Here is a 24,867-nt window from a genome sequence, read left to right on the forward strand (position 1 = left end):
GGACCGAAGATCCTCGACCTGCCTTCCGAAGCCTGGATCAACAATCCCGCCACCAGCGACGGCCTCGAAGCCATGACGGATCAAGCCGCCGCGTAACACCTGCTGGACTCAATCACCTTGACAAGTTCCGAAAGCCAAAGCATACAACGCGATGACCTGGCTCGGAGCGCGGGGCATCCCAGGTTCCGACCTGTTCTTCGACACAATCTCCGCCGGAGGGGAACCCTTGAAAGAAGCGCTGATCGGGACGACGCCGGATCCGGCGAGCTACACCACCGGCGATCGACCGAATTTCCGACGGCTCAGTTACCTTGGACTAGCAGCGATTCCAGATATTCCACCCGAGACCAAAGCAAAATATTCAACCATGTTCGACGACGACGGAAAGCTTCGCGCATACGACGAGCTCTTCTCGTCAGACACAGGCGAGGCAGCATTGAAAAGTACCGAATACATCCTAGCCAAGCTACTCAGCGAGTTCGGTGACCATCACGTACTCCAGTTCGCATACGATGCCGTGAGTCCAGCGCGCAACTGAACTGGGCGCATCGCAGTGTGCCATAGTTGTTGACATCCAGGGATCTGAACTGCAGTTTCATGCGCTCACACCAACTCGACCGCATGATCAGGATTCACGGCCAAGCGTCGGCAAGCCCGAGCAATGTTCGACCACCCGACCCGATGATGAAGACCACATACGCCTTCCTCGAGGAGGCCATCACCCGAGGTCCTCAACCCTCCAGTCGCCGGCGCCGATCGGACGTCAGCGCCGGATGATCTGAATTGCCCGCCCGCCGAGCATAAGGAAATCACAGACCACGAGTCCCCTGAGAATCTTGTAACCGCGCTGATCCTCGCGGCCGTGATCGCGCTCGACCGGATCGGACCACACCACCGGCACCTGCTCCCACGGCTGGCCTCGGACCAGGTCGAGCAGACCCAACTGGTTCGCCTTCACGACCATGACGTACTCGGCGCGGCACAGTTCGGGCAGCCCCCGGGCGGTCGCCTCTGCATGCGCATCGCATCGATGGCTACCACCGCACCGGCGATGTCGAGTCCGCGCAACAGTGTCCGGACTGCGGGGATCTCGTTGCTCTTGTCGGCGGCGCGGACCTGTCCGAGCGCGAATATGTCCGTGGGTGACTGCCGAGATCAGATGCGGGGTGACCCCACGAGCGGGCGGGCACAGCGAATAGTTCTGCCGTCCACCTCCACGGCCACCGGACCGGTGTCGGTCACGCGGATCGGGCACCGCGTCGAGCGCGGTGAATAGATCCGGCATCGGTGTCGTCGGTGACGACCTTGCTCTGCCGGGTCAGCTGGTCACGGCAGGGGTCGATCGGGACACTGTCCCGGCGGGCATGGGTAACTTCTCGCGGATGATCTGGATGCGTAAGACACACCCATGATCGATCCTAGTCTTCATGCCCGCCCGACCGGCCCAGCAGCACCCAAGTACAGATTCGAGAACTTCGACCCCGGTCGTCGGCGCCGCGACCGCTGAGAGCACTCGGGCACTCGCATTGTTGTGGGCGCTGGCCGAGATCGGCGCCGCGACCGTCCTGCCCAGACACGGCGATCCTTGGCACACGGGGTCGAGACCGCTGTAGAAGCAGCATTGCGTATTGGTCCGGCCTGATCACCGCCCTCGTCGCTCTACACCGCCGCGCGGCGCGGCGATCACGGCGTGGCCGACGACCTCGCCGCGAGTCGCTTCCAGACCTCGATGTCGGTGCGAGGGCCTCCCGGCGTGTCGGCTCCGTAGCGAGCAATCTCGCCGGGGATATCCAAGGGTGCGACCATTGCAACACCTGGATACAACGCTTCTTCGATTCGCTCGTCGGGCACCAGCCAGCAGATCTCGAATTCGATCCCGTCCGGATCGCGGCCGTACAGGGCCTTGGTGGCGGCGTGGTCGGCCGCACCCGTCAATGTTCCCGCGTCGACCAGACGCTGACGCATGTCGTCGAGGTCGGTAAGTGTTTCCACCTCCCACGCAACGTGATACAGCCCGACCCTGCCGGGCACCACCGGACCGCCGCCATGCGCCTGGAACAGTCCCAGATCATGATCGTTCGCCGATCCCGCGTGTCGGAGAAACGCACCACCGGGGAACTCCCCCGCCAATCGCTCGAACCCGAGCACGTGCTCGTAGAAGTGCAGACTGCGTTGCAGGTCCGCCACATACAGGACGACATGATTGATGCCGCGCATCCCCATCGACAATCCCTCCTGGAAGGCCACACCGGGTCCGGTGCGTGAGCTGTGAACCTGTCATTCTCCATCGAGCGTTCACCGCCGCGATCGCGCGTTCCCGAAGAGCGGAACCCGCACAATGCGCTCTCTACTCGCCCCTCCGGCGAATAGTGCGCGGAACCTCCAGTGCCGCGCGTGCACCCTTGTCATCACCGAGTCGCTCGGACAAGGTCCGCTCTGCGAGGCCCAGCGGCAACGCGGCGGAAAACTTCAGTCCCGATACCGCACTGGCCGCGACTGTCGGCGCGCGCCACGCAATCTGTGCGAGAGCGGCGGCCACATCGCGTGCGGTGACATCGGGCAGCAGGCGCAACGATTTCTCATCGATGCGTTGCCGAGGGTCGATCAGAGAGGGCAACGATGCCTGCGTCCGGCGAGTTCGGTGAGGAACGGGCAGTCCGTCATCCGCTCGCGCAGGTGTTCAGCGTCAGCGAGGAGGGCGCCGGAAACGTGAAGCGCGGGTAGGAGCGCTTCCGGGTGGCGGCGGATCTGGTCGACTTAGCCGCGGAAGATTGCTTCTTCCATCGATTCGGTGCCGAGGAAGTGATAGGTGAGGCTGAGGATCTTCTTGCCGGCGATGTCGGCGTCGTAGCGGTCGGTGAGGCTACGGAAATGTTCGGTGCGCAGCGCCGGATGGTTGCCGAGCAGGGCGTAGAGCACCACCATTAAGTGCTATTTACCCGAGCCGAACGAGGTAGGCGCCGCGCGACGTGTTCTTCCGGATCGCATCGGAGATGAGGGAGATGGCCGACGCGAAGTCGTCCTTCAGCGAGTCGGTGAGCACGTGGGCGCCGACGGTCGCGCGGATGTGTGCGTCGTTGTCAGTGCTGTCGGTCAAGCGCAGCACGTACTCGTCGACGCCGATACGTTCGGGGATGTCGATGACATCCCCGTGATGTGACGATCGTGTTGACGGCCACCGAATGTTCATTCGGCCAAAGAGCGGTGACATTATCTGCGTCAACCCACACACGCGACGGGTCCGGTACCGGCATAGCGACCGGCCCGCAGGTCACACTGCTCCCGCGGCGATAGGAGGTAGAGAGGTCAGGTGTCGACGTCGATGTTTCGAAGTTGGCGCGCCCAATCGAACTGTGCATCGAGAAAGGCTTCGCCACCGGACTCAAACGCATCACGTAGCTGAGTGAAGGCCGTGATGAACTGCTCGACCCTCTCGTAGGCTGATTCCGGTGTACCCGCGGCCTTTCTCGCGTAACCGGCGGCGAGTTGTTTCGCGGAGTCGAACTCGCCGAAGCCCTCAGTGTGAGTGAGTCGTTCCGCAACTCTTCTCGCTTCTTTCAGTGATTGGATAGTCGTGTCGCAGATCGCGACGATCTCCTCGATGACGTGCGGTTCGAGTCGAACGAACTCGCCCATACGGGGTTCCCTTTCATCGGATCGGGTCGAGTGCGGCGGAATGCGGTAATCGGTCGATGAACGGCTCGAACAACGCGACGGTGTCGTGAAGACCCGTGCACCACTCATCGGTGGGAAGCACACGAGCATCCGGGGCGTAATGGGTGCGGCTGAAGATCACGATGCCGAAATCGGTACGGACCGCAATAGAGCAGTTGTTGTGCATGTTCGGGTCGAGTTGAAGCAACGCGTCGCGCCCGTTGACCCTGGTGCGGGTGGAGATGTCGCCATCCTTGTCCCATTCCTCCTCCAGCGTGACGTTGCCGGCGAGGATGCTGAGTCGATAGTCCTCCAAGAGGTCTGGGATACTCAGGGTGCCCCGGAAACCGCACCCGAGGAAACTGTAGGACCCCATCGGATTCTCCGACGGCCGCTTGTACTTCGGGTCGTACTGGGCATCGACGAGGACATCGTCAGGAAGGTCAAGGCACGGATCGAACGTGATCGCGGGCCTACCGGAATCGTCGACGACGCGAGGTGTGCGTGTGGTCGACGGGACTGTATCGGCGGTGTTCGGTGAGGCTTCGGGCGGTGCGTCGGTCCCGCATGCCGTTGTTGCGGCGAGGAGAGCGATGCTCCCCACGGCACACTTCCACCTGTTCACGCGCCCCCCGATCCGCTGAATACCCGGGTGACGCTAGCAGAACGTGTTCAGCCTACGCGGACCGCCGAACGCGTATTCGTCACTCAATCGCGGAAGGGCAACGCGGGCTTGTGGAGTTCGTCGACAGTGTGGAACTGCCGCCTGAACAGTCGACCCCAGGGATGTCTCTGACATGATGCGGCGATGACGATGGACCAACTCTTCGTGGAAGAGCCGGAGCGCTGGGGACTGCGCGGCGACCCGTACGTGTGGGCGGCACTCCGGGAGCACCTGGCTGGCCTTCCCCTTCCCGACGGCGAAGTGGCGTTGGAGGAATCACTTCTCACAGCCTTCACTGCGGTCGTCAGTGTGGACTTACGAACCGAGTCGGTGGACCAGGTGTATCGGGAAGAGTTCGCGCACGGCGGCATGTCCAGCGGTCATGTTTGTCTTCCGGTCTGGCGGGATGACCTGATCCCATTGCTGGTGAGTCGAGGTCGACGGGCCTGAGCGGCGGGCGGGGCGGGGACACGGTGTCCACAGCGAGACCACCGACGTCGATGTTGCTACAGATCTCACCATCAGCGGCACCCACCGCTTACGCAACTGCGTCGGCGCCACGCCTCACATGCGCTCACCGATACCGAAAACGATCTGGCCGAGACCCCTTGTCGCCTGGCTCCGAGACGATCCCACCCGGATCGTGCGCACCTCCGGTTCGACGCACCCGCAGGAACTGCACCGAATCTTGGTCCAGGACGTCTTCGAACGGGCTGCTTCAACCTGGCTCAGCCCCCGGCGTGTTGGGGACGCATCAGTGAGTTAGGCTCCACGCTGTATCTGATAGGGGGCCGAGGGGAATCTCGGAAATCGGATCCGGCTGGGGGAGGCTATGGGAGAAAACGCGCGGGAGTTTCCGCCGATCGTCTACTTACCTTGCGAAGAATCGGTGAGCACACCGGCAGACGCGGTTGTAGAAGTGCATATGACACAAGATGGCCGGACTGCGCTCCTCGCATACTCGGCTCTCGATCGCCTCAGGAAGTGCTGCGGCAGCCGGAAGCCTTGGGTTGCCGTACCTTCTACGACTCTGGAGGCGCTCCACACCGCATCTCCGTTCGATCTCGTTCTTCTCGACATTGTGATGCCCGACGCATTGCGGATGGAGGAAGTTCTGTGACGCTGCATGTAGATCACGCTGCTCTCCAGTCGATTACGTCGATCTGCAGCGCGGCGGGCAACAACGTCGACGAGGCAGGAGCGAGTGTCCCAGTAGCGGTCGATGCAGGCGACGCTACGGCTGCGGTTCTCGGAATCCTCTCGCTACTCACGGAGAATGCTGCCGACTTCGTGATGGCTTTGGCGGCGACGAGTGAGGCTGTGGCGCAGTCCAACACGGCGTATCGAACTGGCGACGACGAACTGGCGTTCGAGTTGATCAGCGTCAGGACCGAGTGACGATGCCACTTGACACCCGCATCGCTGGGGATCCTGAAGCAATACGCACCGCAGGCCGATGGCTCGAAGATAGCCTCGGTCGTGGGGTCGACGAAGCGATCGACAGAATGTACGCCGCGCGGGGAGTCTCGAGTAGTGGGTGGGAAGGGACGGCAGGCGAGGAGTTCCGTCGTTTCATCACGTCCGACGCGCGAAGCGCGGAACAATTCCTCGAAGCGATTGTCGGGCACGCACGTCGAATCGACGACCTTGCCGCACAGTCGCAGAGCGTCCAGACAGACCTTGCCTTCGTCCGGCAGGCAGCGCGGGAAGCGGGACTAAATGTTGACGAGTGGCTGATTCATGAGCCGGGGCCCTCTCCTCCGGAGCCCGGTGCCCTCTCACCGGGAGCATCGGAAACCACTGTCCTGGAACATTACAACGACATCTCGGCCCGAGAACGGCACAGATCGCTCATCGAGGCTTATGAAGCTGCCCGGACAGCGGTCGGAGCGGCGAAGGCAGCATGGAGGCTTGCGGTCGAATCCACTCGCAATGTGTGGCTGGAGGTCACCGGAAAGTGGTTCTTCTTCCTGGGGAACTCCGTGAACGGAGTTTCGGGTGCTCTCGCGGTCATGCAGGCCGATACGTTGCGGAAGCAGGCATCATTCCTCGCGGGCGAAGCGCAACGGTACCTCGACCTCGCAAGATCCGGTCCACCCGGCACCCCGGCATCGGTCATCTATCGGGATCTGGACCTCGGGAAGGCATTCGCACACAGCGCTGACGATGCGCTCGCTGCAGCTACACGAGCGGACGGTCTTGCTCGACTGAGCGGAGTGAAGTTGGGCGGTGCACTGGCCGTCGCGGGAGTTGCATACGACATCATCGCGACCGACAAGCCAGTTGATCAGGCTATTGTCTCGGGTGCAGCAGGGTTCGGCACTTCGCTGGCAGCAGGGGCCGCAACCGGTGCGATCGTCGGATCCGTTGTACCGGTATTCGGCACAGCAATTGGTGCGGTTGCCGGCGCAGGCGTCGGTCTGGCTTCTGGGTTGTTCGTTTCCGGAGCAGTCGACGCTGCGTATACGAATGGGCTCGGCGATGTGAGCGATGCTATCTCGGCTGGCTTCGATGCGGTCTCGGACACGGGTGCCGCCGTGTCCGATGTCGTGGAAGGCGTGTGGGATGAACTTCTCTGATCACGCGTCTCGACCCTCCGAGTGGTCGGCGCGGCGAATGACGGGCCGCCTCGCCGCCTCGTTGATTTTAATGACGCTTCTCGCGCTTCCCGCAGTATTGATCGCGGCGGGAGGTGTCATCGAGGGCAATTCCGACATGACGAAGTACGGAACCTTGATCAGCTGCGCACTCCTGACCCTGATCGTCAGCGGTGTCATCGCTCATACCTCCAGGCATCGGCCGAGTGCGATTCGGACACGCGTGTGGAATGGCGCACCAGCGACAGTCATCGAACATTCGACGGCTGTGTTCTGCCTTGTCGGTGTCCTCATGGCGACCGGAGCGGCGTTGTTTCTCACCGCCGCCGGAGATGTGTTTCTGCGCGGTGGCGGGGGCGCGACGGTGCTGGTTGGAGTGGTGTTCACGGGTATCGGTCTGCTCGGCGCATCCTTCATCCCGTTCATCGCCATCGGAAGGCTACGCCGCGGGCGTCTTGTTCTGACGCCCGAACTTGTCCATCAGCGTGGCTGGAGTCTCGAATCGACTCTCGACTGGGATTCCATCGTGGCTGCTCGGCCCGCGGTCTTGACCAACTGGGTGGTGATGCTGCTCGGGCATCCGGCCGCTCGATGGGAACGAACGACCACGGTCCCTCGCGGGTTCGGTTGGGATGCGCTGCCTGCCATGCCGGTGATCGAGGTGTACTGCCACAAGCATGCGGTCGATCCCGTGCTGCTGTATCGCTTGCTGCAGTTCTACGTCGAACATCCTGAATATCGTGGCGAACTGGGCACTGACGTGGCGTTGGAACGAGCGCGATCGAATCGGTATTAGCCTGCGGCTATTGTCCTGAGTCGTTGATTGTCCAGCCGCGCCCGTCGGGCGTCCACTGCGCCTTCGCTGGAGCTACGCAGCACCGATGTCGGCACCCCAATTCAACTTGACGTCCACTCCCCCACGCGTAACCGGACCGAAGTGATCGACGGTCGAGAAGACTGCCAGAACGCATTGCGACACTGACAATTGGGACGGACACCGTCCGGCATGATCCCACAACAACATGCGAAGCGCCAGTTCCCCCGGAACCCAGGTTTACGTCGGCCCCTCCTGCAAGAGCTATCGGCTCAACGTTCGGATACATTGGGGCCCGAAATGATGGTTGGCGCCTGACATTTCAGTACACCAACCATCATTTGCGACGCCTACCCCACTGGAACTACTCAGGGACCGCGTGTATGCGCAGCGCACCAGCGAGCGGCGGCAGGTAGGTCTCGACAACGTCGCGGACGACGTCGACATCGACTCCAAAATACTGGTGGACGAGGATGTTTCGGAAGCCGCGGATCTGCGGCCAGGCGATCTCGGGGTGTGCGTCGGCGATGCGCTGATCTGCATCGCGGCTCACAGTGCGACCGCGCCCTCGAGCACAGACGCTGCAATCGGTCGCTTGAGCAACTGCACCGGGAACACGTCGATGTCGTCCCGGCCGAAAAGTGCGCGGGTCTCGTCCATAAGCCCGGACGCCCGCATAAGCAGGTTCCCGTCTGCGGGATCCATCTCGACAAGGATGTCGATGTCGCTGCCGGCGTGCGCTGCACCACGGGCGACAGAGCCGAACAGCTTCGGACTCGTCGCGGGGTACTTGACCAGTAGCTTCTTGAACTCGTCGCGGCGCGCGTCGATTAGCTCGAGCAAGGCGAGCGTCTCGGGCGTGACGGCGGGCTTCGTCATGCCCCCAGGATACCGGGGACCTGCCGCGATTGTGATGGCCAACCGACTCTTCCGACTTGCTGGAGGTCTGGCGTGACCGATCGGGATCGGGTCGGTGCTTGGTCGAGGGCTCACGCCCAGGATGTGCTCAGTGTCCAGAGGCTGCGAACAACTTCGGGTTCACAACCGGACTCGCCACTCGACGGTCTTTGCACTACTCGACCATCCGAACATTCGTTCGAGTTGACGACCCTCACCGCACGTGGCAATATCGCACCACCGGCCTGAAAACAGGTCGACCCCGGCTGGTGTTACCAGCACCGAACCGGGGTCTGGGCACACGACAGAAGAGGTCCTGTCATGCACCGTAGGGTGGAGTCTATCCACACGCCCCCAGGGGGCGCTTCTCATGGTTCGGTCTTCGATACCGACCTTCTTCTTCACACCCCGCCGGGGTCTTCGCTGACGTCCTGACTTCACGAGCCTCTCGACTTTCCTGTCGAGGGGCTCGAGGTGTTTGTGCTGCGACGTGTGCGCGGGCCGGTCCGGTAGCCGCGGCACGTCGGGCATTCGTCGCTCGCCTCCCAGAGTCCGACGTCAGCGCTTCGACGCTGCGCGCAGGGGTGACATTCCCGTGCGTGAAACCGACTGGGCGCCAGTACCTTCGTATCCACAGCTGGCGGTGGAGCACCCGCTCGTGAGGGTCGACACGAACGACCGGGTCCAACGTAAGCCACACGTCACCTCCGACGTGGGGCCAGAAGCGTTGGCCGAGATGGTCTATCGGGGTATGGCGACCGGGCAGCGTTGGGGAAGGGGCCGAAGGCAAGCTCAGCGACCCGCAGGGTCTCCGTACGGTTGAGCACTGTCGCCCGCAGGGCGTCCATTTTCGATCTTCATCCCGACCACGTCGAGAACCTCAGCTGAAGTGGAAACCTCTGCCGGCTGGACCTTTGTCGACTGACAGGAGCGAATCTCTCACCACAGCAGCTCACCTCGGGGTCAGCTTCTCGAGCGATGCCAGCAGCTCACCGAGCGCATCCGACCCTTCCATGTGCATCCCATGCACCGATCGTATGACGAGCCCCGGTCCGTGCGGCGCATCCTGGGATTGGTCGTGCGCCCACCGGCGCGGACTGCTTGAGCTCCCTGCCGCCGCGGTCCAGGACGAAATGGTTGCGGGCACACAGGGCGCGGTGCGATTCGAACTCCAGGGCATCGTAGGCGGACGGCCCCGAATCGTCATCGAACACGTCACCCGGACAGATAAGCACCCGCGGCCGCCGCCCGATGACCGCCGTCCCGACCAGGACGACTCAGCGCGCGGCGCGAATCCTCATCGATTACTCCCTGCAACATCACAGGGTGTGCGCTGGTCGCCCAGCTCATGATCGATGACGCGGGCCCACGCGTTACGAGCAGCCGTGAGCTCGTCCGGGGCGGCGGGTGGTGAGGTGCAGCCGCGCGTGGCGGCGTCACGCAGCGAGCCGTGCCGCGGCCTGACGCGCAAGCATCACGACCGCGTCGATGTCACCTTCGACAAGAGCCTTGCGTGGGGTGCGGTCGTCAAGTTCCGGTTGCTCGGTCGAGAACCACGACGCCACCGTCCACGGGTCGACGGTGGCACTGGCCCATGCGGTGAGGGTCTCCTCGAGTCCAGGCAGGGGACGGTGGGGTGAGGTCTCGGTCAGTCCGGCCGACCAGTAGCCGACTGTTCCGTCCTCGGCGTGCAGCCGAAGAACCCTCCCAGCGTGCACGGCCTGACTCAGCGCCTGCTTCGACCATTCGGTGATGTCGAGGATCTGCCTGTGGGTGAGGACGAGCCCGATGTGGTTCTCCCACGCCCGCCGTGCCTTGAGACTGGAAAGCACCCGGTCGACACCAGCCCGGACGTACGCAGCGTCGGCGTCGTCAAGCAGCTCTGCTGCCATGCCACTCGCTTCGAGCAGGTCGTCGACGACCCTTTTCAGTGGGGTACTCATGTCCCCATCATCTTCGGTCAAGCAGTCAAGTCAACTAACCATTCGTACTACAGAATCAAATTTGTACTACAATAGGCGCGTGGATATCGACGACGCCGACCTCAGTCGCAGCCACCACGACAAACACAAACTGCCTGACGAACATGTGAGAGAAGCCCTCAGCGATCCCGAACGCATCGTTGACGACCCCGGTGCCAGCCACTCGGTGACACACAAGAACCCTTCCCCCGAGACACAGGCGCTGATCGATCGCGTCGCTGCAGAAGCCGAAGCTCAAGGCGACGACTTCGAGATCAACAAGCGAGCGACGACCACCCGCGGCAACCCGCGGGCGAAGGTGCTTCAGGTACGCCTGAATCCCGAGGAGTACGACGCCATCGTGTCGTTGGCCGATGCCGCTGGACTCCCCACGTCGACGTTTGTCCGTGCACGTCTACTCGATCTCCTTTCCGACCGTCCCGAGCGGCAGGCCGCCCTCATGGAATCGGTTGCGGCGGCCCTGGCTGCCGTCCCCGCGGAGACTTTGGACGCACTTGCCGCCGTCCGTCACATGATCGGTGACACCAGTCGCACAGCGGTGTGAGATTTCCCGTGACGACGTACGGATGCGGATCCGGATATCCGGCGGACTCGTCACCGGTAGCGGCGGGTGCCGCTCAGGTTCGCGATGCGCCGATCTCCACCACATGCGCCCATTCCGGTGGCCGGGCGGGAACGTAGTCGGGGTTCGATTCGTTTCGGGGAACGATGCGAGGGAACAGGCCGACCACCGTTCTGCACCCTGGACGACCACTGGGCCAAGGGGTTTGCCCATCGGTGAGCGCAACCACCACGTCGGGACGGAGCCGACTGCGCAGCGCCCTCTCGAACCCGGCGCGCAGATCCGTGCCACCACCGCCGACCAGTGGAATGTCCTCGGCCTGGCACAGCGGGTGGACCACCCGGGCTGCCGCGTCGCAGGACAGCACCGTGACCAGGTCGCGGCGCCCACCCACGGCGCGCGCGATGGCAGCCACCTCGAGGAGTGCACTGCCCAGGTCGGCGTCGCTGACCGAGCCCGACGTGTCCACGATGACGCTGACCCGAGGTGGGGTGCGCCGCAGGCTCGGTAGTACCGCGCCGGGCACAGCCGCAGATCTCCGCGCCGGCCGACGATAGGTGTAATTGTCGCCGGTCCCTGACGAGAACGTGGCCGAGCGGATCGCCGCGCCCAGCAGCGCCCGCCACGGCTGCGGCGGGTGTACGGCCTCCTCCGCCCACCGCCGCCACCCGCGGGGTGCACTGCCCGGCTGTCCGATGATGCTGTGCGCCACCCGGAAGCGGACCGCGTCTCGCTGCTCGTCGCTGAGCGCGTTTGCACCCTCGGGGCCCAGTTCCCACTCGCGGCGCAGCCCGTCGGCGCCGCTGCCGCAGTCGAGCCAGGCCAGCCTGTCGGTGCACGGACCGAGGCCGCACTGCTGCAGATAGTCTTCCATGAGCTGCCCGGCGGGCAACTGTAGAGTCGACGGCAGAACGGCATCGTCGGGTAATGACAATCCGTCACCGAACGCATCGTCGTTGATCTCCGCGTCGGCGGCGATGTTCATCCGTAGCCGATCGGCGCGGGAGGTCAGTCCGTGCGCGTGGGCGTAGCGGTCGCTGCGGCCGTGGTGGTCACGCAGCAGATGCGAGACTTCGTGGACCAGGATCGACGCCAATTCCTCTACCGGCCGCTGAGCGACGAAGGCGGGTGAGACGTAGCAGCGCCAATGCCGGTCGACACCCATGGTCGGGACTCGGGGTGAGTCGACGATGTGCAGCGCATAGAGGGCTGTCGCGAGGTAGGGCCGGGCACGAGCGGCGTACAACCGCGCGCCATAGATCTTGTCCGCATCGAACGTGGGTGCCGTCGTCATCGCGTTGCCTGCTCGGCGGCACGCTCACCGGCGTGGTCGGCTGCCTGGGATACCGATACGACTCCGGCGAGCTGGTCGATAGCTGCCGGCAACTCCCAGTCGTCGTGCCGCAGGGTGGCCAGTGTGGTTGCCGGGACGACCACGAGGTCGGGTGGCCCGGTCTCCACCGCGGCGACCAGGATTGCCCATGCCGCATCCCAGCGGGACTTCTCCGGCTGTCGGCGGACAGCAGCAACCACCGCGTCGAGCACGGCCTGGCGTAGATCGCCGCGATCGGGTAGCTCGGCAGAGGTCGGATCGGCGAGCAGCGTCTCCGGGTCCGGGAGGTCCATGCGCTCGATGGCGGCGAGCAGCTCGAATCCGGGTCCGTCGCCGACACTCCCCCGAACCAGCAGGGACAACACGTGCTTTGACGATGAGCTGGCAGTAGCGAACGCGATCAACCGCACGGTCATGTCCCAGCTCCGCGGTGAGGGCCACGCGCTGCCACGACGGGTCTGACTGCTGGGCATCTGGTGTACGAGGGCGGGGCGGACCGCGAGAAGCTCGCAGACCGCGCGGCGGGCGAACGTCACGGCGTCGGAGAATTTCTCCGGGTCGAGGCGGGGCAGCGTCGCACGTGGCCACGTCCCGCCGAGACCCCGGACGACCACATCGTGGTCGTAGGTCCAGTTCAGGTGCACGAATCGGTTGGCCAACGGCGGGCTCAGCTCCCAGCCGTCCGCTGCCGACGATGGCGGGTTGGCGGCTGCCACGATGCGCACTCCGGGTGGCAATTGCAGTGCCCCGATTCGTCTTTCGAGGACGAGACGGAGCAGGGCCGCCTGCACGGCGGGCGGTGCCGTCGACAGTTCGTCCAGGAAGAGCAGCCCTCGGCCGGCCCCCACGAGCCGCACAGCCCAGTCCGGCGGGGCCATCGGGACACCTTGTGTGGCGGGGTCGTCCCCGAGCACGGGCAGACCCGAGAAGTCGGACGGTTCGTGCACGCTCGCGATGACGGTGGTCAACGGGAGATCCAAGGCCTCGGCGAGCTGGGTCAGGGCGGCGGTCTTGCCGATTCCCGGTTCACCCCACAGCAGTACCGGGAGATCCGCGGCCACCGCCAGGGTGAGGGCCTCGAGTTGCTCGTCGGGACGGGGTTCGGAGGTCACCGTACCGAGCATCGTCAACAGTGCTGCAGCACTGTCGAGTTCATCGTTGCGCGGGCGGTCGGAAAGGAGCATGGAAGACATGTGCATCACCTGAGGTATCGAGCCGAGCAGCAGCTCAGCGGGTTTCGGGGAGTGCGGAGATGGGTCAGCGCGAGCGGGGCCGGCGCGACCGGGCGGTGCGCCGAGGTTGCCTTACCGGGGGCGGTTCCACCGGTGCGGCACGGAACCCCTCGTACGTACTGCGGCGGTCCGCGGCGGCGCGAAGTTCATCCAGCAGAGGACCGTCGCGGAGGACCGCATCGGGACCGAGCAGTCCTTCGACGAGCGCCAAGGCGCCGACGGCGTCGCCGTGGTCCAGACGTTCGCGAACGCCCGGCAGACAGTCCGGATGGCGAAGCGCCTGGTCGATGACCTGCAGACACGGCAGCGGGGTTCCACCGAGCGCAACGAGCAGTTCCTCGCGCCGAATCTCGACGGGATCATGGTCGAGTGCGGTCAGTGCACCGTCGACCAGCCCGATCCGGTGCTGCTCACCACGGCAGTCGACGAGGTGAATTCGGTTGTCCTGGTTGGTCGTCCGGGACGATTCCGGCAGCGGCCAACTCGGATCCAGAGCGACGGCGACCAGGGGATGTAGCCGGTCGACGGTGATCGCTCCCGCCTGGATCAACTCCAGGTCGGGCAGTACCCAGGTCGCGGCGTCGGGCAGCACCGGTAGCGCGGCGAGCCGGCCCCGCGGGTAGTCGTCCACGAGACGCACCACGGAGGGATCAGTGCCGTCGACCGACTCCACCACCAGGTCGTGCCGGCCCCCGCATCGCACCCGCACGGGGCCGTCGCGTTGCCCGTCCGCGCGGAGCAGGATGTCGGATTCGGCCGCCCAGCGGTCGGCGGCACAGCCCTCCGGGATCACCGCGGCCAGGTCAGGGTCGACAGCAGTGGGACCCGGAAGTTGTCCTGTCCCACTGCGTATTTGCAGTTCACCGGATCTGCGCGTATCCCACAGGTGCCGGTGGAGGTCGAGCCGGAACCGCCGGTTGGGTCGCGGATGGGGATGGTTCGTGGAATCCGGGCCGCTCCACGTTGTCAGCACGATCCTCTGCCCGGCATCCGCCCAGGCGGGAGCGGTACGTACCACCAGGTGTACCGAATCGGTTCCACCGCACCGTTTTCGGCGCTCTCGCGGACCGAATCGGGCCAGTGTGATGGTCAGTCCGGGGCGCAGCAGTCCGTCGGGAGCCACGCGTGGTAGGTGCCAGCGCAGCAAATCGGGGGCCAGGTGACGCAGGTCGTCCAAGACCTGCGACGCGACGTCGAGGCCGTGCGTGTAGCGCAAGGTGCGCAAGTCGATGTCGACGTCGAATCCCGCTGCAGCACAGGCGCCGCGCCAGTCGCCTGCGAGACGCAGGCCGGTGGCGGCCTTGATCATGGACGGCGGCACGGCGAACTCGCGCACGCGCAGCCAGAAGGACAGTCGGGGGTCGAACCCGTTCACGGTAGGAGGGTGCATCAGCACTCACCGTGTGTGAACTGGGCCCCCAATCTTGGATCAGAGAAGGTAGTCATCGGCGCAATCGTACAGTGCCGCGGCGATTGCGGCTAGTGCACACGCCGTAGAGAGCCTCCGTGGAACCGCCGGCCCGAAGTGGTCAAGAGGTCTGGTGCTCCTCGAGGTAAGCGAGGTACTCGGGTGTCACGGTGCCGGTCACGTACTCGCCGGTGAACGGAGACAGATCGAGCTGTGTGAGCTCGGTATCGGCGGTGATCGCGTCGAAGAGGTCGTCGACATCCTGATAGATCAGTGCGTCCGCGCCGATCACCGAGCAGACCTCCTCGACAGACCGCGACGACGCGACGAGTTCGGCGCGGGTCGGCATGTTGATGCCGTACACGTTGGGGTAGCGCACAGCCGGCGCCGCGGACGCGAGGTACACCTTGCTGGCGCCTGCCGCGCGCGCCATCTCGATGATCTCCTTCGACGTCGTGCCACGAACGATCGAGTCGTCGACGAGCAGCACTTTCTTGCCCTCGAACTCCTGCGAGAGCGCGTTGAGCTTCTGGCGCACCGACCGCTTTCGTAGTTCTTGGCCGGGCATGATGAAGGTGCGGCCCACATAGCGGTTCTTGTAGAAGCCCTCGCGATAGGGCAACCCGAGGGTCTGCGCCAACTGCATGGCCGAGGGGCGGGCCGAGTCCGGGATCGGCATGACGACATCGATCTCGGCGAGATCCATCTCGCGCTCTACCTTGCGGCCGAGTTTCTCGCCCATACGCAGACGGGTGTCGTACACCGAGACGCCGTTCATGATCGAGTCGGGCCGCGCGAGGTACACGTACTCGAAAGCGCAGGGCGCGGTGACCGGATTCTCGGCGCACTGGCGCGAGTACATCCGTCCCGAGTCGCTGATGAAGATGGCCTCGCCGGGCTCTACTTCACGGACCACCTCGTAGCCGCCCGAGGCGAGCACGAGCGACTCCGAGGAGACGACCCACTCGTCTCGGCCACCCGCATCCATTCGCCGCCCCAGCACGAGGGGACGAATACCGAAGGGATCACGAAACGCGAGCATTCCGTGGTCCGCGACCAGGGCTATCGCAGCGTAGGACCCCTCGACGCGGCGGTGCAGGGCAGCGACGGCGTCGAAGATGTCGTCCGGCGTCAGGTTCTGGCCGTCGATCGAGCGTTGCAGCTCATTCGCCAGCACGTTGAGCAGCAGCTCGGTGTCGCTCGAGGAGTTGAGGTGCCGACGGTCGACGCGGAAGAGTTCGTCCGAGAGGTGGCGAGTATTCGTGAGGTTGCCGTTGTGGACCAGCAGGAGGCCGTACGGCGCGTTCACGTAGAACGGCTGCACCTCGTCCTCGCTGCCGGAACCGGAGGTCGCGTAGCGAACATGACCGATGCCCATGTTTCCGAGCAGCGTGCGCATATCCCGCGTGCGATACGCCTCACGCACTTGCCCCCGTTCCTTCACGGTGTGGAAGGTGCTGCCCTCCGCCGTGGCGATACCGGTCGAGTCCTGACCTCGGTGTTGCAGCAGCAACAAGGAGTCGTATATCTGCTGATTGACGAGACTGCTCGAGACATGACCGACGATGCCACACACAGTGGATGGTGCTCCCTTGGCTGAGTGATCTGGAACGACGCACCATTCTGTCACCTCGCCAGGTAGTTCGCCTCGACCTGGTCATGCCGCCGCTACGCCTGCCCCCACGGACTGGCATTCGTGTCTCCGTTGCCCGGCGTGTGCCTCATCGTGTCGTCGGTGCATAGACTGCTGGCCTATGTCCGCGCACCCCGAGTACGAGCGACTCATCCACTCGATGATGTCGGCGGTGGGCACGCCTACCTTTTCGCGTGGCAAGCGCTATGCGGAGTCCGGTGCGGTCCTGGACTGCGCCTTCGACGAAGACGAATTGATCGGCATCGGGACCATCGCCGGCACCGAGATGTACCGCGCTCTCATCCAGCTGCGCCCCGGCCCGCGCGGCCTCGAGTTCGAGTACGGCGAATGCTCGTGCCCCGTCGGGTACGACTGCAAGCACACGGTCGCGCTGCTGCTCACCCTCACGACACCGGCAAACGACCCGGAACCCGTGGCACCCGACTGGGACGGCATGTTCGAGGCATACTTCGGCGGTGAGGAGGCCGACAGGGGTGTGCCTCTGGGCCTACAGTTGGCGTTGTCGCAGCCGTCGCAACTCCCCACGCCGAAACTCACCGCACGTGTGGTGCGTCCCGGCCGCACCGGATGGGTATCGGGGAACATCTCCTGGTCGAACCTGAGCTACACGTACGACGTGAACCCGCAGCACAAACAGCTGCTACTCGAACTCGCCGCGTTGGCGCAGGCGGCGACACGAAGCTACTACGTCACCTCGCAGAACACCCTCGACCTGTCGGCCGTGTCGCCGCGACTGTGGTCCTTGCTCGACGACGCGGCGGCTCACGGCATCGAGTTGCGTTACGCGAAGAAGAAGCACGGTGCGGTGCCGCCGCCGGGTGTCGCGGAGGTGTGCGTCGACGTCGCCGACACCGGCGACGGCCTGACCGTCACGCCCACCCTGCGCGTCGGCGACCAGGCTGCGTCTGTGCTCGGGTTCATCGGCGCCCCGGCACACGGCGTGATCCTTCGGCCGCCAGGTGATCCCACCGACACCGCGCCCGCGGATCTCCCGTTCCGCATCGCTCGACTGCACGGCACCACACCGGACGGGATGCAGCAGCTGCTGCTCGGCGGTACCGCGCTCGCGGTGCCCGCCGAGCAGGTGCCGCGCTTCGCCACCGCCTACTATCCGCGCCTGCAGCGAACCACCACGGTCGGCTCGGCCGACGGATCGTTCACCGCGCCGACCGTGAGCGGTCCTTCCCTGCTACTGCACGTCGCCTTCCGGCCGGCGCACCGCACCGATCTGCACTGGCAGTTCGTCTACACCGTCGGTGAGACCGAGCATCCGGTCGAGTTGTACGAACGACTCTCCGATTCCGTCCGCGACCGTGACGCCGAAGATGTGCTGTTATCCGAGATCCGCGACGTCGTCGTACCGTACGGCCTGGACAACAGCGTCGATCGGCGACTGTTCGCACGTGTCACCCTCGCAGGTCTCGACACTGCACGTCTGGCGTCCGAACTGCTGCCGTTGCTGGCCGACCGCGAGGATGTGGAGGTGCGAGTCGAGGGCACTCCCGCCGACTATCGCGATGTGGGCGACAGCGTGCGGATCGGCTTGTCCACCAAGGCGACCGGCGACTCGGACTGGTTCGACCTGAACATCACCATCAGGATCGATGGGGAGACTGTCCCGTTCCGCGAAGTGTTCACGGCCCTCAGCGAGGGCGCGTCGTACCTGATGCTTCCCGACGGGGCGTACCTGTCGCTGGACAAACCCGAACTGCAGCAGCTGCGCCGGCTCGTCGACGAGGCCCGCGCGCTGCACGAGGACGACGACCCGGATCGGCTGCGACTGAGCCGTTTCCAAGCAGGTATGTGGGAGGAGCTGGCGGCGCTCGGTGTCATCGACCGGCAGGCTGCAGCCTGGAAGAAGCAGGTGCAGGGACTTCTCGATGTGAAGGCAACAGCGACAACACGGGTCCCGAAAACCCTGCGAGCCACGCTGCGTCCATATCAGCTCGACGGATTCCGGTGGCTGACGTTCCTGTGGACGCACAGGCTCGGCGGGATCCTCGCCGACGACATGGGACTCGGCAAGACCCTGCAGTCGCTCGCGTTGATCTGCCACGCCCGCGCGAAACGTCCCACCGATGCCCCGGTGCTCATCGTTGCGCCGACGTCGGTGGTTCCCAACTGGGCCGCCGAGGCGAAGCGGTTCGCTCCGGACCTGAACCTCGTCGCGATCACCGACACCTCCGGCAAGCGCGGGGTGGGCCTGGGTGAGCTGCTCGACGGAATCGACGTCGTCATCACGTCCTACACCCTGCTGCGCATCGATATCGACGACTATCTCGAACACCCCTGGTCGATGCTCCTGCTCGACGAAGCCCAGTTCGTGAAGAACCATCGGGCGAAGGCATACCAGTGTGTGCGGCAGATCGACGCGCCGATGAAGGTCGCGATCACCGGCACCCCGATGGAGAACAACCTGATGGAGTTGTGGTCGCTGCTGTCGATCACCGCGCCCGGGCTGTTCCCCAACCCGACGAAGTTCCAGGATTACTACCGCAAGCCCATCGAGAGCGGCAGCAACCCCGAACTGCTCGCGCAGCTTCGGCAGCGTTTCAAACCGTTGATGTTGCGACGCACGAAGGAACAGGTCGCGACCGACCTGCCCGACAAGCAGGAACAGGTGCTCGAGGTGGATCTCGCACCGAAGCACCGCACTCTCTACGACCGGCAGCTGCAGCGGGAGCGCCAGAAGATCCTCGGGCTCATCGGCGACTTGGACCGCAACCGCTTCACAATCCTGCAGTCGTTGACGCTGCTGAGGCAATTGAGTCTCGATCCGGCACTCGTCGACGAGGCGCACAGCAAGATCGGCTCCGCGAAGATCGACGCGCTGCTCGAACAACTCGACGACGTGATCGCCGGTGGCCACCGCGCGTTGGTGTTCAGCCAGTTCACCGGTTTCCTCGGCCGCATCCGCGACCGCCTCGACGCGACCGGTATCGAATACCTGTATCTCGACGGCAAAACCAAGCAGCGCGGAAAGCTGCTCGACGACTTCAAGGCCGGGGCCGCGCCGGTGTTCCTGATCAGTCTCAAGGCAGGCGGATTCGGGTTGAATCTGGTGGAAGCCGACTACTGTTTCCTGCTCGACCCGTGGTGGAATCCTGCCGCGGAGGCGCAGGCGATCGACCGCACCCACCGGATCGGGCAGACCCGCAACGTGATGGTGTACCGGCTGATCGCCCGCGACACCATCGAAGCGAAGGTGCGGGCGCTGCAGCTACGCAAGTCCGAGTTGTTCTCGTCCGTCGTCGACGACGGAGAGATGTTCTCCTCGGCCTTGACCGCCGAGGACATCCGGGCGCTCCTGCACTGAGTGCGGCTCCGCCGGTGAGAGGGCTGCGACGAGTGCCTTCGCTTTCGTCGACGCAGCCGACCGGCCCAGCCGCGAGGCAAGAGTGTCGAGCCCGGGCCACTGCGCCTCTTCCGCCGGAATCAGCCCGCGGCGACCGGCTTCCCGTAGCAGCGGTGCGTGAAGCAGCGCGACGTCGAGGACCCGGTTGAGCCAGCGCGGAGCAGCTCCGTCCAGATCGGATGTGTACCGGATCGATTCGACAAGTATGGGCCACAGCACCGGCAGCAACGACGCATCGCGTTCGAGGAGTCGCACGAGACGAGCGGGGCTCACGTCCGGTTGGGTCAGTAGTGCACGCATGGCGACGGCAACCGAACCCGATCCGATCAGACCGTCGCGGAGGATGGATCGGATCGAGTACATGTCCGGCCTGCCGTGGCACGCGCCGACCAGGACGACCGCGGTCATCGACGTGGTGAGCGGCGCTGCACTGCCACCCGCGACCGGGCCGTCGGTGCCGTCGACCCAGTTGCGGTGCTCGCCGACGATCATGGTTTTCGACGCCTCGTCCCACCGCAACCACACCTGGTCCCGTCCGTGATCCGGCCGGTCGCCGCCCGGTCGGTCGCCGTCTGTGTATCGGACGGCGGCGCATTGCCCTTCGTGTTCGAGGTCGTAGAACCAGCCCTTCCTGATGCGGAACATCTCGCCGGGGCGGTCCGGAAATTCGAGGTCGACGCACAGGAATTTCGACGCTGCCGAGGCGTCCTCCCAGGTCGCGGTGATCACGGCGCCGTCGTCGACGGCCGGGGCGGCACTGAGTTCGGGGCGCCACCATTCGTCGAAGTCGAGGTCCTCCTCGTGCACCGGTTCCTCGACGGGCACGCGCGTGGGCTCCGGCAGTCTTGCCACGAGCGCGCGTGCGGCGGCGACGGCGCGCGACGATCCGCTGCGCGCCGCGAGGGCCCGCACCCCGGGTAGGTCGAGGACGTCGACGTCGGCGACGCCGGCATCGACACCGCCCTGCGTTTCGGGGAGCCAACGGTCGAGGGCTTCCACCAGGTCGGCGGCGCCCGGCGGCATCCGGGTCTCGTGGACGGCAGCGGCGATCAGGTCGTCGAACAGCGGCCACAGCACCGACAGCATGCCCTCGTCGGCGAGTTCACTGCCGGCGCGTGCGAGTGCCGCGAGACCGGACGGGGTCGTCTGCCAGTCCAGAAAGCGGGCATCGGCGACTCCCGGACGTAGCAGGCCACGTTGCCACGCTTCGACGACGGCGGTCGCGCCGTCCGCGGCGGCACCTCGATGGAATCCGCGTTGGGCGCCGATCATGTTGACCGCCAGACCCGGAGTCAACGGCGTCGTGCGGCGCGCGATCTGGCGCAGGAGTACCCCCGCGGACGCGTCGTCGCCGTGCCCGACCGACAGTCCTGCCGCATCGCCCCACGTGGGCAGTGTCGCCGGGTCGGCGGAACGGTACTCGTCGAAGGCCAGCCGTTTCGGAAAAACACTGAGAGAGTTCGGGATCCGAATGTCGCCCGCGACCCAACGATCCCATTCCCGGTGGTGCACCAGACGCGGCTCGACGACGGGGTCATCCAGATAGGAGGCGAGCACGCGGCCCGCGGTCACCGAGAGCAGCGTCCCGGCCGATGTCTGCACGGGCACCGCCAGCGACCGGGCGCGCGTCCGGTGCGCGGCGGTGGCCAGCGTGGTGTCGAGCCGGGTCAGCGCCGCGAACAGGTCGGCTTCGGTAGCGACCACATCGGCTGCCGCATAGGTGTCGAGCCGGGCGAGCAGGTCGTCGGGGTGGATACGAAGGTCGACCCACGTGGGTGTCGACAGCAGCACGGGCACGTATCCGAGTTGCGCGACGACAGCACCCTCGCGGGCATGCAGCACCTCCCACACCCGGTCGCGGTACCACGGGTCGTCCTCTGTGCCGCCGTTGATCCGGTCGGCCAGGTAGTTCGGTTCACCGTGCAACCACGTCCGGACCACGGCGAGCCCGGGAATCCAGTTCTTTCGCACCCCGCCGAGCGCGACGCGGGCGCCGTCGGGGTCGTCGTGGGCGAGACGGTTGGCGAGAGCCAAGAAGCGTTCGACCTCGACGTCGACCACACCGGTGTAGCGGCGTAGCAACAGAGCTGCAGCATCGGTGACGGTCTCCACCGTGGCCTCGCCCGGATCGAAACGCGGCACCTGCCACACCTCAGGGGTGGGTTGCCACAATCCCTGTACGGGCGAGGGCGTGGTGTCCGGTGCGGATGCCGTGATCGCCCACGCCGACCTCAGGACTGCTGCAGCACGCGCGAGGGCCTGATCCCCGTCGGCAGCATCGTCGGCGATCAGCTCGGCGACCGCCGCGACGGTGTCGTCGCCAGGCTGGTGACGCGCAGCCGCGGCGGTGAGGACGACGCGCCGGGCCTTTTTCGTCGGTGCGTTGAGAGCGACGGTGAGAACATCGACGAGCAGATCGTCGTCGACGGCGGCGGCGGCGATCAGGATCGGTGCGACGGCTTCGATGACGAAGCCGTCTCCGAACGACATCAGCGACACCATTGCGTCGGCACGCTCCACGAATTCCGTTTCGTCAACGGCGAGTTCGTCGGTGAGCAACCGGAGCCAGGCTTTCCTGTCGCCCGGTCGCTGCGCGGAATCCAATGTCGCGAAACATAGTTCGACCACCTCGGCGCGGTCGATCCAGCCGCGGTCTATCGCAGGCATCAAGGTCGCGGGGAACGGGCCGGTCGCGGGAAGTCCGGCGGCGACGGCGGCGCGGGCGTGGTCGGCGAACCGCTCGGCGATCACGGCGTCGTCGACCCAGCCGCGTTCGGCGGGGAACAGCTCGCCCTCGCCGGTGAGCGCGCCGAGCGCGTACACGGCCCAGTCCTTCAAATACTCGATGTGCTGCGGGATGGGCAGTCGGTGATGAGCAATGAGTCTCACCGCCGCACCGGCATGCACCGACGTGGCGTGTTCCCATGCGCGCCGCGACGACACGCATACCCTCTCGACGAACCGCTGAGCGAATTCCGGACCGCGGGTCGCGAGGATCTCGGCTGCAAGGTCATCGCCCAGCCGGTGTGTGGACGGCATGATATGCGCGGCGCGACGCGCGTCGACACCGAGCCGGATCGCGAACAGGGCGAGGGCCGCGTCGTCGACGTCGACGAAGCTGATCCAGCCGTAGGTACGCTCGGCGATCTGCCCGAACTCGCCCCACTCCCCCGTGCGCAGCCCAGCGAGCGCGACACGTCGCTGCTCGTCGGTGCCGAGCGGGAGTGTCGGAGCCTCTGTGAGATCGGCTTTGCTCCAACCGAGTTCGGTGAAAATGTCGATCGCTGCGGCGAGTTCGTCGCTGACTGTCACGCGATGTCCTTCCGGTGGAGTCGTACGGCCAGGATGTGTCGGCACGGGCCGCGCCGGTCGACGTGGCGCAGGTACCAGGTGCAGGTGCATCGGCCCGTCTCGGCGGCCTCGTGGCCGACGGTGACGCGATGTTCCGTGGTGCCGCCGCTGCCGCGACTGCGGACCGACCATGTGTCCGGACCTGTCGCGGTGATTGCACCGGCTTCGACAAGCCCGCGCGCGCCGACGAGCCGCGGATTGTCGGTGTCGACGCGATCAGGATCGTCGGGAAGCTCACGGTGAAAGTAGGTGCTCTCGTGAAGGTCCCAGCCGATCCGTCCCGAGGACGCCAACACCGCGAGCGCACCGTGCACGGCAGTGCGGTCCAGGGTCGTCTCGCGGGCGAGCCGGTCGATATCGACGGAGGGTTCGAACGCGAGCAGCGCGGAGATCGTCTCGGCGTCGTCGCGCACCGTCGGCGAGGTGAGTGCCTGCAGCAACGCACCTTCGCCGGAGTGGCCGCGCCAGGTCTGTTCGGTCAGTCCGAGTACGAGACGTGCCGACGGGAGTGCGAATTCGACTGCGAGTGGACCGGGTTCGGAGCCATCGGACCCGTACACGGTCATGCCCTGCACATGCGGCAGGAGACGTTTCGCCGCGGTGAGCCGGTGCAGTCCGTCGATGTGGACGGCGCCGCGGGTGGGCCGGGCGGCGAGTCGCACACCCGAGGTGGACGGTGTGAGCCATCCGCTGCGTTCCGCTCCAGTGGCCGGTGGGACCGTGGCCAGAAAACGGCGGGTGCCGGCTGCGTCGACGGTGAATGCGCAGTGCAGTTCGCGGTGCATCTCCGCGACGTTGCCGAGTGCACGCACCCAGCGGTCGGGCATCGCCACTGGGCGTTCGGTGTCCGTCCGGTGGGGATCGGACACCGTCATGCCATCGATCCCCACTGCGAGGTGCAGCAACGCATGCCGGTGCACCGATCCGAGTGCGCTGCGCATCGCCGGTCCGATGTCGACGTTCGTGGTCCCGTGCGCGAGGGCACCGCCGTCGAAGCCGTCGGCAAGCAGGTCGAGGCGCGCGTGGACTCCGTTGCACGCCGAGAAACATTCGGCACGCAGTCGATCTCCGTGCGCGGTGAGCACCGGATCGCGCAACGACGTGGGCGTGTGCCGGAAGTACCGGGTAGCGGTGATGTCGGCCAGCACGAGCAGACCGCGCGCCAGGACCTGCGGGTGGGTCGCGAATCCACGGAAGAACGTGGGCGCCGCCACGATGCCGCGGGGTGTGAGGGCGGGGCCGAGAGCGAGGGTGAGCGCATCGTCGTCGAGCGTCGAGGCTCCCGTGAACGTTCCTGTGGACACGGCGGCAGTGTAGGGACGGGGTACGACAGTGCGGCTCCGCCGCCGTGCGCACTTCTGGTA

At 65.5% G+C, this 24,867-nt stretch carries 24 protein-coding genes; 8 read left to right on the plus strand and 16 right to left on the minus strand.

From position 1 onward, the window contains the following. Positions 1-151 precede the first annotated feature (151 nt). Entirely contained in the window at positions 152-538 is a 387-nt protein-coding gene (locus tag MWU77_RS20145; RefSeq protein ID WP_247274606.1) for a hypothetical protein, read from the plus strand. Between the two features lie 225 nt (positions 539-763). On the opposite strand, the gene MWU77_RS20150 is transcribed toward MWU77_RS20145, so the two are convergent. From MWU77_RS20150 to MWU77_RS20180, 7 genes are all read right to left on the minus strand, one after another. Then, positions 764-1,285, minus strand: coding sequence for a hypothetical protein (locus MWU77_RS20150; RefSeq protein ID WP_247274607.1), 522 nt, complete (start codon positions 1,283-1,285; stop codon positions 764-766). Positions 1,286-1,683: 398 nt separating this feature from the next. After that, a complete protein-coding gene (locus MWU77_RS20155) occupies positions 1,684-2,223 on the minus strand; it encodes a VOC family protein (protein ID WP_247274675.1) in 540 nt (179 codons plus the stop codon). A gap of 124 nt (positions 2,224-2,347) precedes the next feature. Beyond that, the gene (locus MWU77_RS20160) at positions 2,348-2,617 is read right to left on the minus strand and encodes a hypothetical protein (RefSeq protein ID WP_169690491.1); all 270 of its coding nucleotides are present in this window, start codon (positions 2,615-2,617) and stop codon (positions 2,348-2,350) included. Positions 2,618-2,757: 140 nt separating this feature from the next. Further along, positions 2,758-2,925, minus strand: coding sequence for a hypothetical protein (locus MWU77_RS20165; RefSeq protein ID WP_247274608.1), 168 nt, complete (start codon positions 2,923-2,925; stop codon positions 2,758-2,760). A 10-nt stretch (positions 2,926-2,935) separates the two neighbouring features. Next, on the minus strand, positions 2,936-3,190 hold the full coding sequence (locus MWU77_RS20170; protein ID WP_206040466.1) for a hypothetical protein: 255 nt from the start codon (positions 3,188-3,190) through the stop codon (positions 2,936-2,938). A 116-nt stretch (positions 3,191-3,306) separates the two neighbouring features. After that, the gene (locus tag MWU77_RS20175) at positions 3,307-3,636 is read right to left on the minus strand and encodes a hypothetical protein (RefSeq protein ID WP_169690492.1); all 330 of its coding nucleotides are present in this window, start codon (positions 3,634-3,636) and stop codon (positions 3,307-3,309) included. 13 nt (positions 3,637-3,649) lie between these two features. After that, complete coding sequence (locus MWU77_RS20180; RefSeq protein ID WP_169690493.1) at positions 3,650-4,258, minus strand: DUF3558 domain-containing protein; 609 nt, start codon at positions 4,256-4,258, stop codon at positions 3,650-3,652. Between the two features lie 204 nt (positions 4,259-4,462). Between MWU77_RS20180 and MWU77_RS20185 the strand changes: the two genes are divergently transcribed. From MWU77_RS20185 to MWU77_RS20200, 5 genes are all read left to right on the plus strand, one after another. Next, entirely contained in the window at positions 4,463-4,768 is a 306-nt protein-coding gene (locus tag MWU77_RS20185; protein WP_247274609.1) for a hypothetical protein, read from the plus strand. Positions 4,769-5,243: 475 nt separating this feature from the next. Beyond that, on the plus strand, positions 5,244-5,438 hold the full coding sequence (locus tag MWU77_RS25025) for an SAV_915 family protein (protein WP_308198841.1): 195 nt from the start codon (positions 5,244-5,246) through the stop codon (positions 5,436-5,438). Continuing rightward, the gene (locus tag MWU77_RS20190) at positions 5,435-5,716 is read left to right on the plus strand and encodes a hypothetical protein (RefSeq protein WP_169690495.1); all 282 of its coding nucleotides are present in this window, start codon (positions 5,435-5,437) and stop codon (positions 5,714-5,716) included. The genes MWU77_RS25025 and MWU77_RS20190 overlap by 4 nt, the downstream gene beginning before the upstream one ends. Positions 5,717-5,718: 2 nt before the next feature. Continuing rightward, on the plus strand, positions 5,719-6,897 hold the full coding sequence (locus MWU77_RS20195; protein ID WP_247274610.1) for a hypothetical protein: 1,179 nt from the start codon (positions 5,719-5,721) through the stop codon (positions 6,895-6,897). Continuing rightward, the gene (locus tag MWU77_RS20200) at positions 6,884-7,711 is read left to right on the plus strand and encodes a hypothetical protein (protein WP_247274611.1); all 828 of its coding nucleotides are present in this window, start codon (positions 6,884-6,886) and stop codon (positions 7,709-7,711) included. Before MWU77_RS20195 ends, MWU77_RS20200 begins: the two co-directional genes overlap by 14 nt. 382 nt (positions 7,712-8,093) lie before the next feature. Here MWU77_RS20200 and MWU77_RS20205 read toward each other — a convergent pair whose 3' ends face one another. The 3 genes from MWU77_RS20205 to MWU77_RS20215 form a co-directional block, all read right to left on the minus strand. After that, positions 8,094-8,282, minus strand: a complete 189-nt coding sequence (locus MWU77_RS20205; protein WP_247274612.1) for a HepT-like ribonuclease domain-containing protein — start codon at positions 8,280-8,282, stop codon at positions 8,094-8,096. Next, positions 8,279-8,608 (minus strand): nucleotidyltransferase family protein, encoded by a 330-nt coding sequence (locus MWU77_RS20210; protein WP_247274613.1) that lies wholly within the window; start codon positions 8,606-8,608, stop codon positions 8,279-8,281. The genes MWU77_RS20205 and MWU77_RS20210 overlap by 4 nt, the downstream gene beginning before the upstream one ends. 1,454 nt (positions 8,609-10,062) lie before the next feature. After that, the gene (locus MWU77_RS20215; protein WP_247274614.1) at positions 10,063-10,569 is read right to left on the minus strand and encodes a hypothetical protein; all 507 of its coding nucleotides are present in this window, start codon (positions 10,567-10,569) and stop codon (positions 10,063-10,065) included. A gap of 79 nt (positions 10,570-10,648) precedes the next feature. Between MWU77_RS20215 and MWU77_RS20220 the strand changes: the two genes are divergently transcribed. Next, entirely contained in the window at positions 10,649-11,152 is a 504-nt protein-coding gene (locus MWU77_RS20220) for a hypothetical protein (protein ID WP_247274615.1), read from the plus strand. Between the two features lie 73 nt (positions 11,153-11,225). On the opposite strand, the gene MWU77_RS20225 is transcribed toward MWU77_RS20220, so the two are convergent. The 4 genes from MWU77_RS20225 to purF all read right to left on the minus strand — a co-directional run bounded on the left by MWU77_RS20225 (position 11,226) and on the right by purF (position 16,719). Continuing rightward, positions 11,226-12,464 (minus strand): VWA-like domain-containing protein, encoded by a 1,239-nt coding sequence (locus MWU77_RS20225; RefSeq protein ID WP_247274616.1) that lies wholly within the window; start codon positions 12,462-12,464, stop codon positions 11,226-11,228. Beyond that, entirely contained in the window at positions 12,461-13,702 is a 1,242-nt protein-coding gene (locus MWU77_RS20230; protein WP_247274676.1) for a MoxR family ATPase, read from the minus strand. The genes MWU77_RS20225 and MWU77_RS20230 overlap by 4 nt, the downstream gene beginning before the upstream one ends. 58 nt (positions 13,703-13,760) lie before the next feature. Continuing rightward, entirely contained in the window at positions 13,761-15,131 is a 1,371-nt protein-coding gene (locus MWU77_RS20235) for a hypothetical protein (protein ID WP_247274617.1), read from the minus strand. A 133-nt stretch (positions 15,132-15,264) separates the two neighbouring features. Next, entirely contained in the window at positions 15,265-16,719 is a 1,455-nt protein-coding gene (gene purF / locus MWU77_RS20240) for an amidophosphoribosyltransferase (protein ID WP_169690503.1), read from the minus strand. A 178-nt stretch (positions 16,720-16,897) separates the two neighbouring features. Between purF and MWU77_RS20245 the strand changes: the two genes are divergently transcribed. Continuing rightward, on the plus strand, positions 16,898-20,113 hold the full coding sequence (locus tag MWU77_RS20245; protein WP_247274618.1) for an SNF2-related protein: 3,216 nt from the start codon (positions 16,898-16,900) through the stop codon (positions 20,111-20,113). Here MWU77_RS20245 and MWU77_RS20250 read toward each other — a convergent pair. Both MWU77_RS20250 and MWU77_RS25030 read right to left on the minus strand, forming a co-directional pair. Continuing rightward, positions 20,018-23,464 carry a hypothetical protein gene (locus tag MWU77_RS20250; RefSeq protein ID WP_247274619.1) on the minus strand — a complete coding sequence of 1,149 codons (3,447 nt, stop codon included), beginning with the start codon at positions 23,462-23,464 and terminating at the stop codon, positions 20,018-20,020. The two genes, MWU77_RS20245 and MWU77_RS20250, sit on opposite strands and share 96 nt — an antisense overlap. Next, the gene (locus MWU77_RS25030) at positions 23,461-24,807 is read right to left on the minus strand and encodes an SWIM zinc finger family protein (protein WP_169690505.1); all 1,347 of its coding nucleotides are present in this window, start codon (positions 24,805-24,807) and stop codon (positions 23,461-23,463) included. Before MWU77_RS25030 ends, MWU77_RS20250 begins: the two co-directional genes overlap by 4 nt. Between the last annotated feature and the right edge of the window lie 60 nt (positions 24,808-24,867).

The sequence above is a fragment of the Rhodococcus sp. F64268 genome (genome assembly GCF_023015605.1).
Lineage (GTDB): Bacteria > Actinomycetota > Actinomycetes > Mycobacteriales > Mycobacteriaceae > Rhodococcus.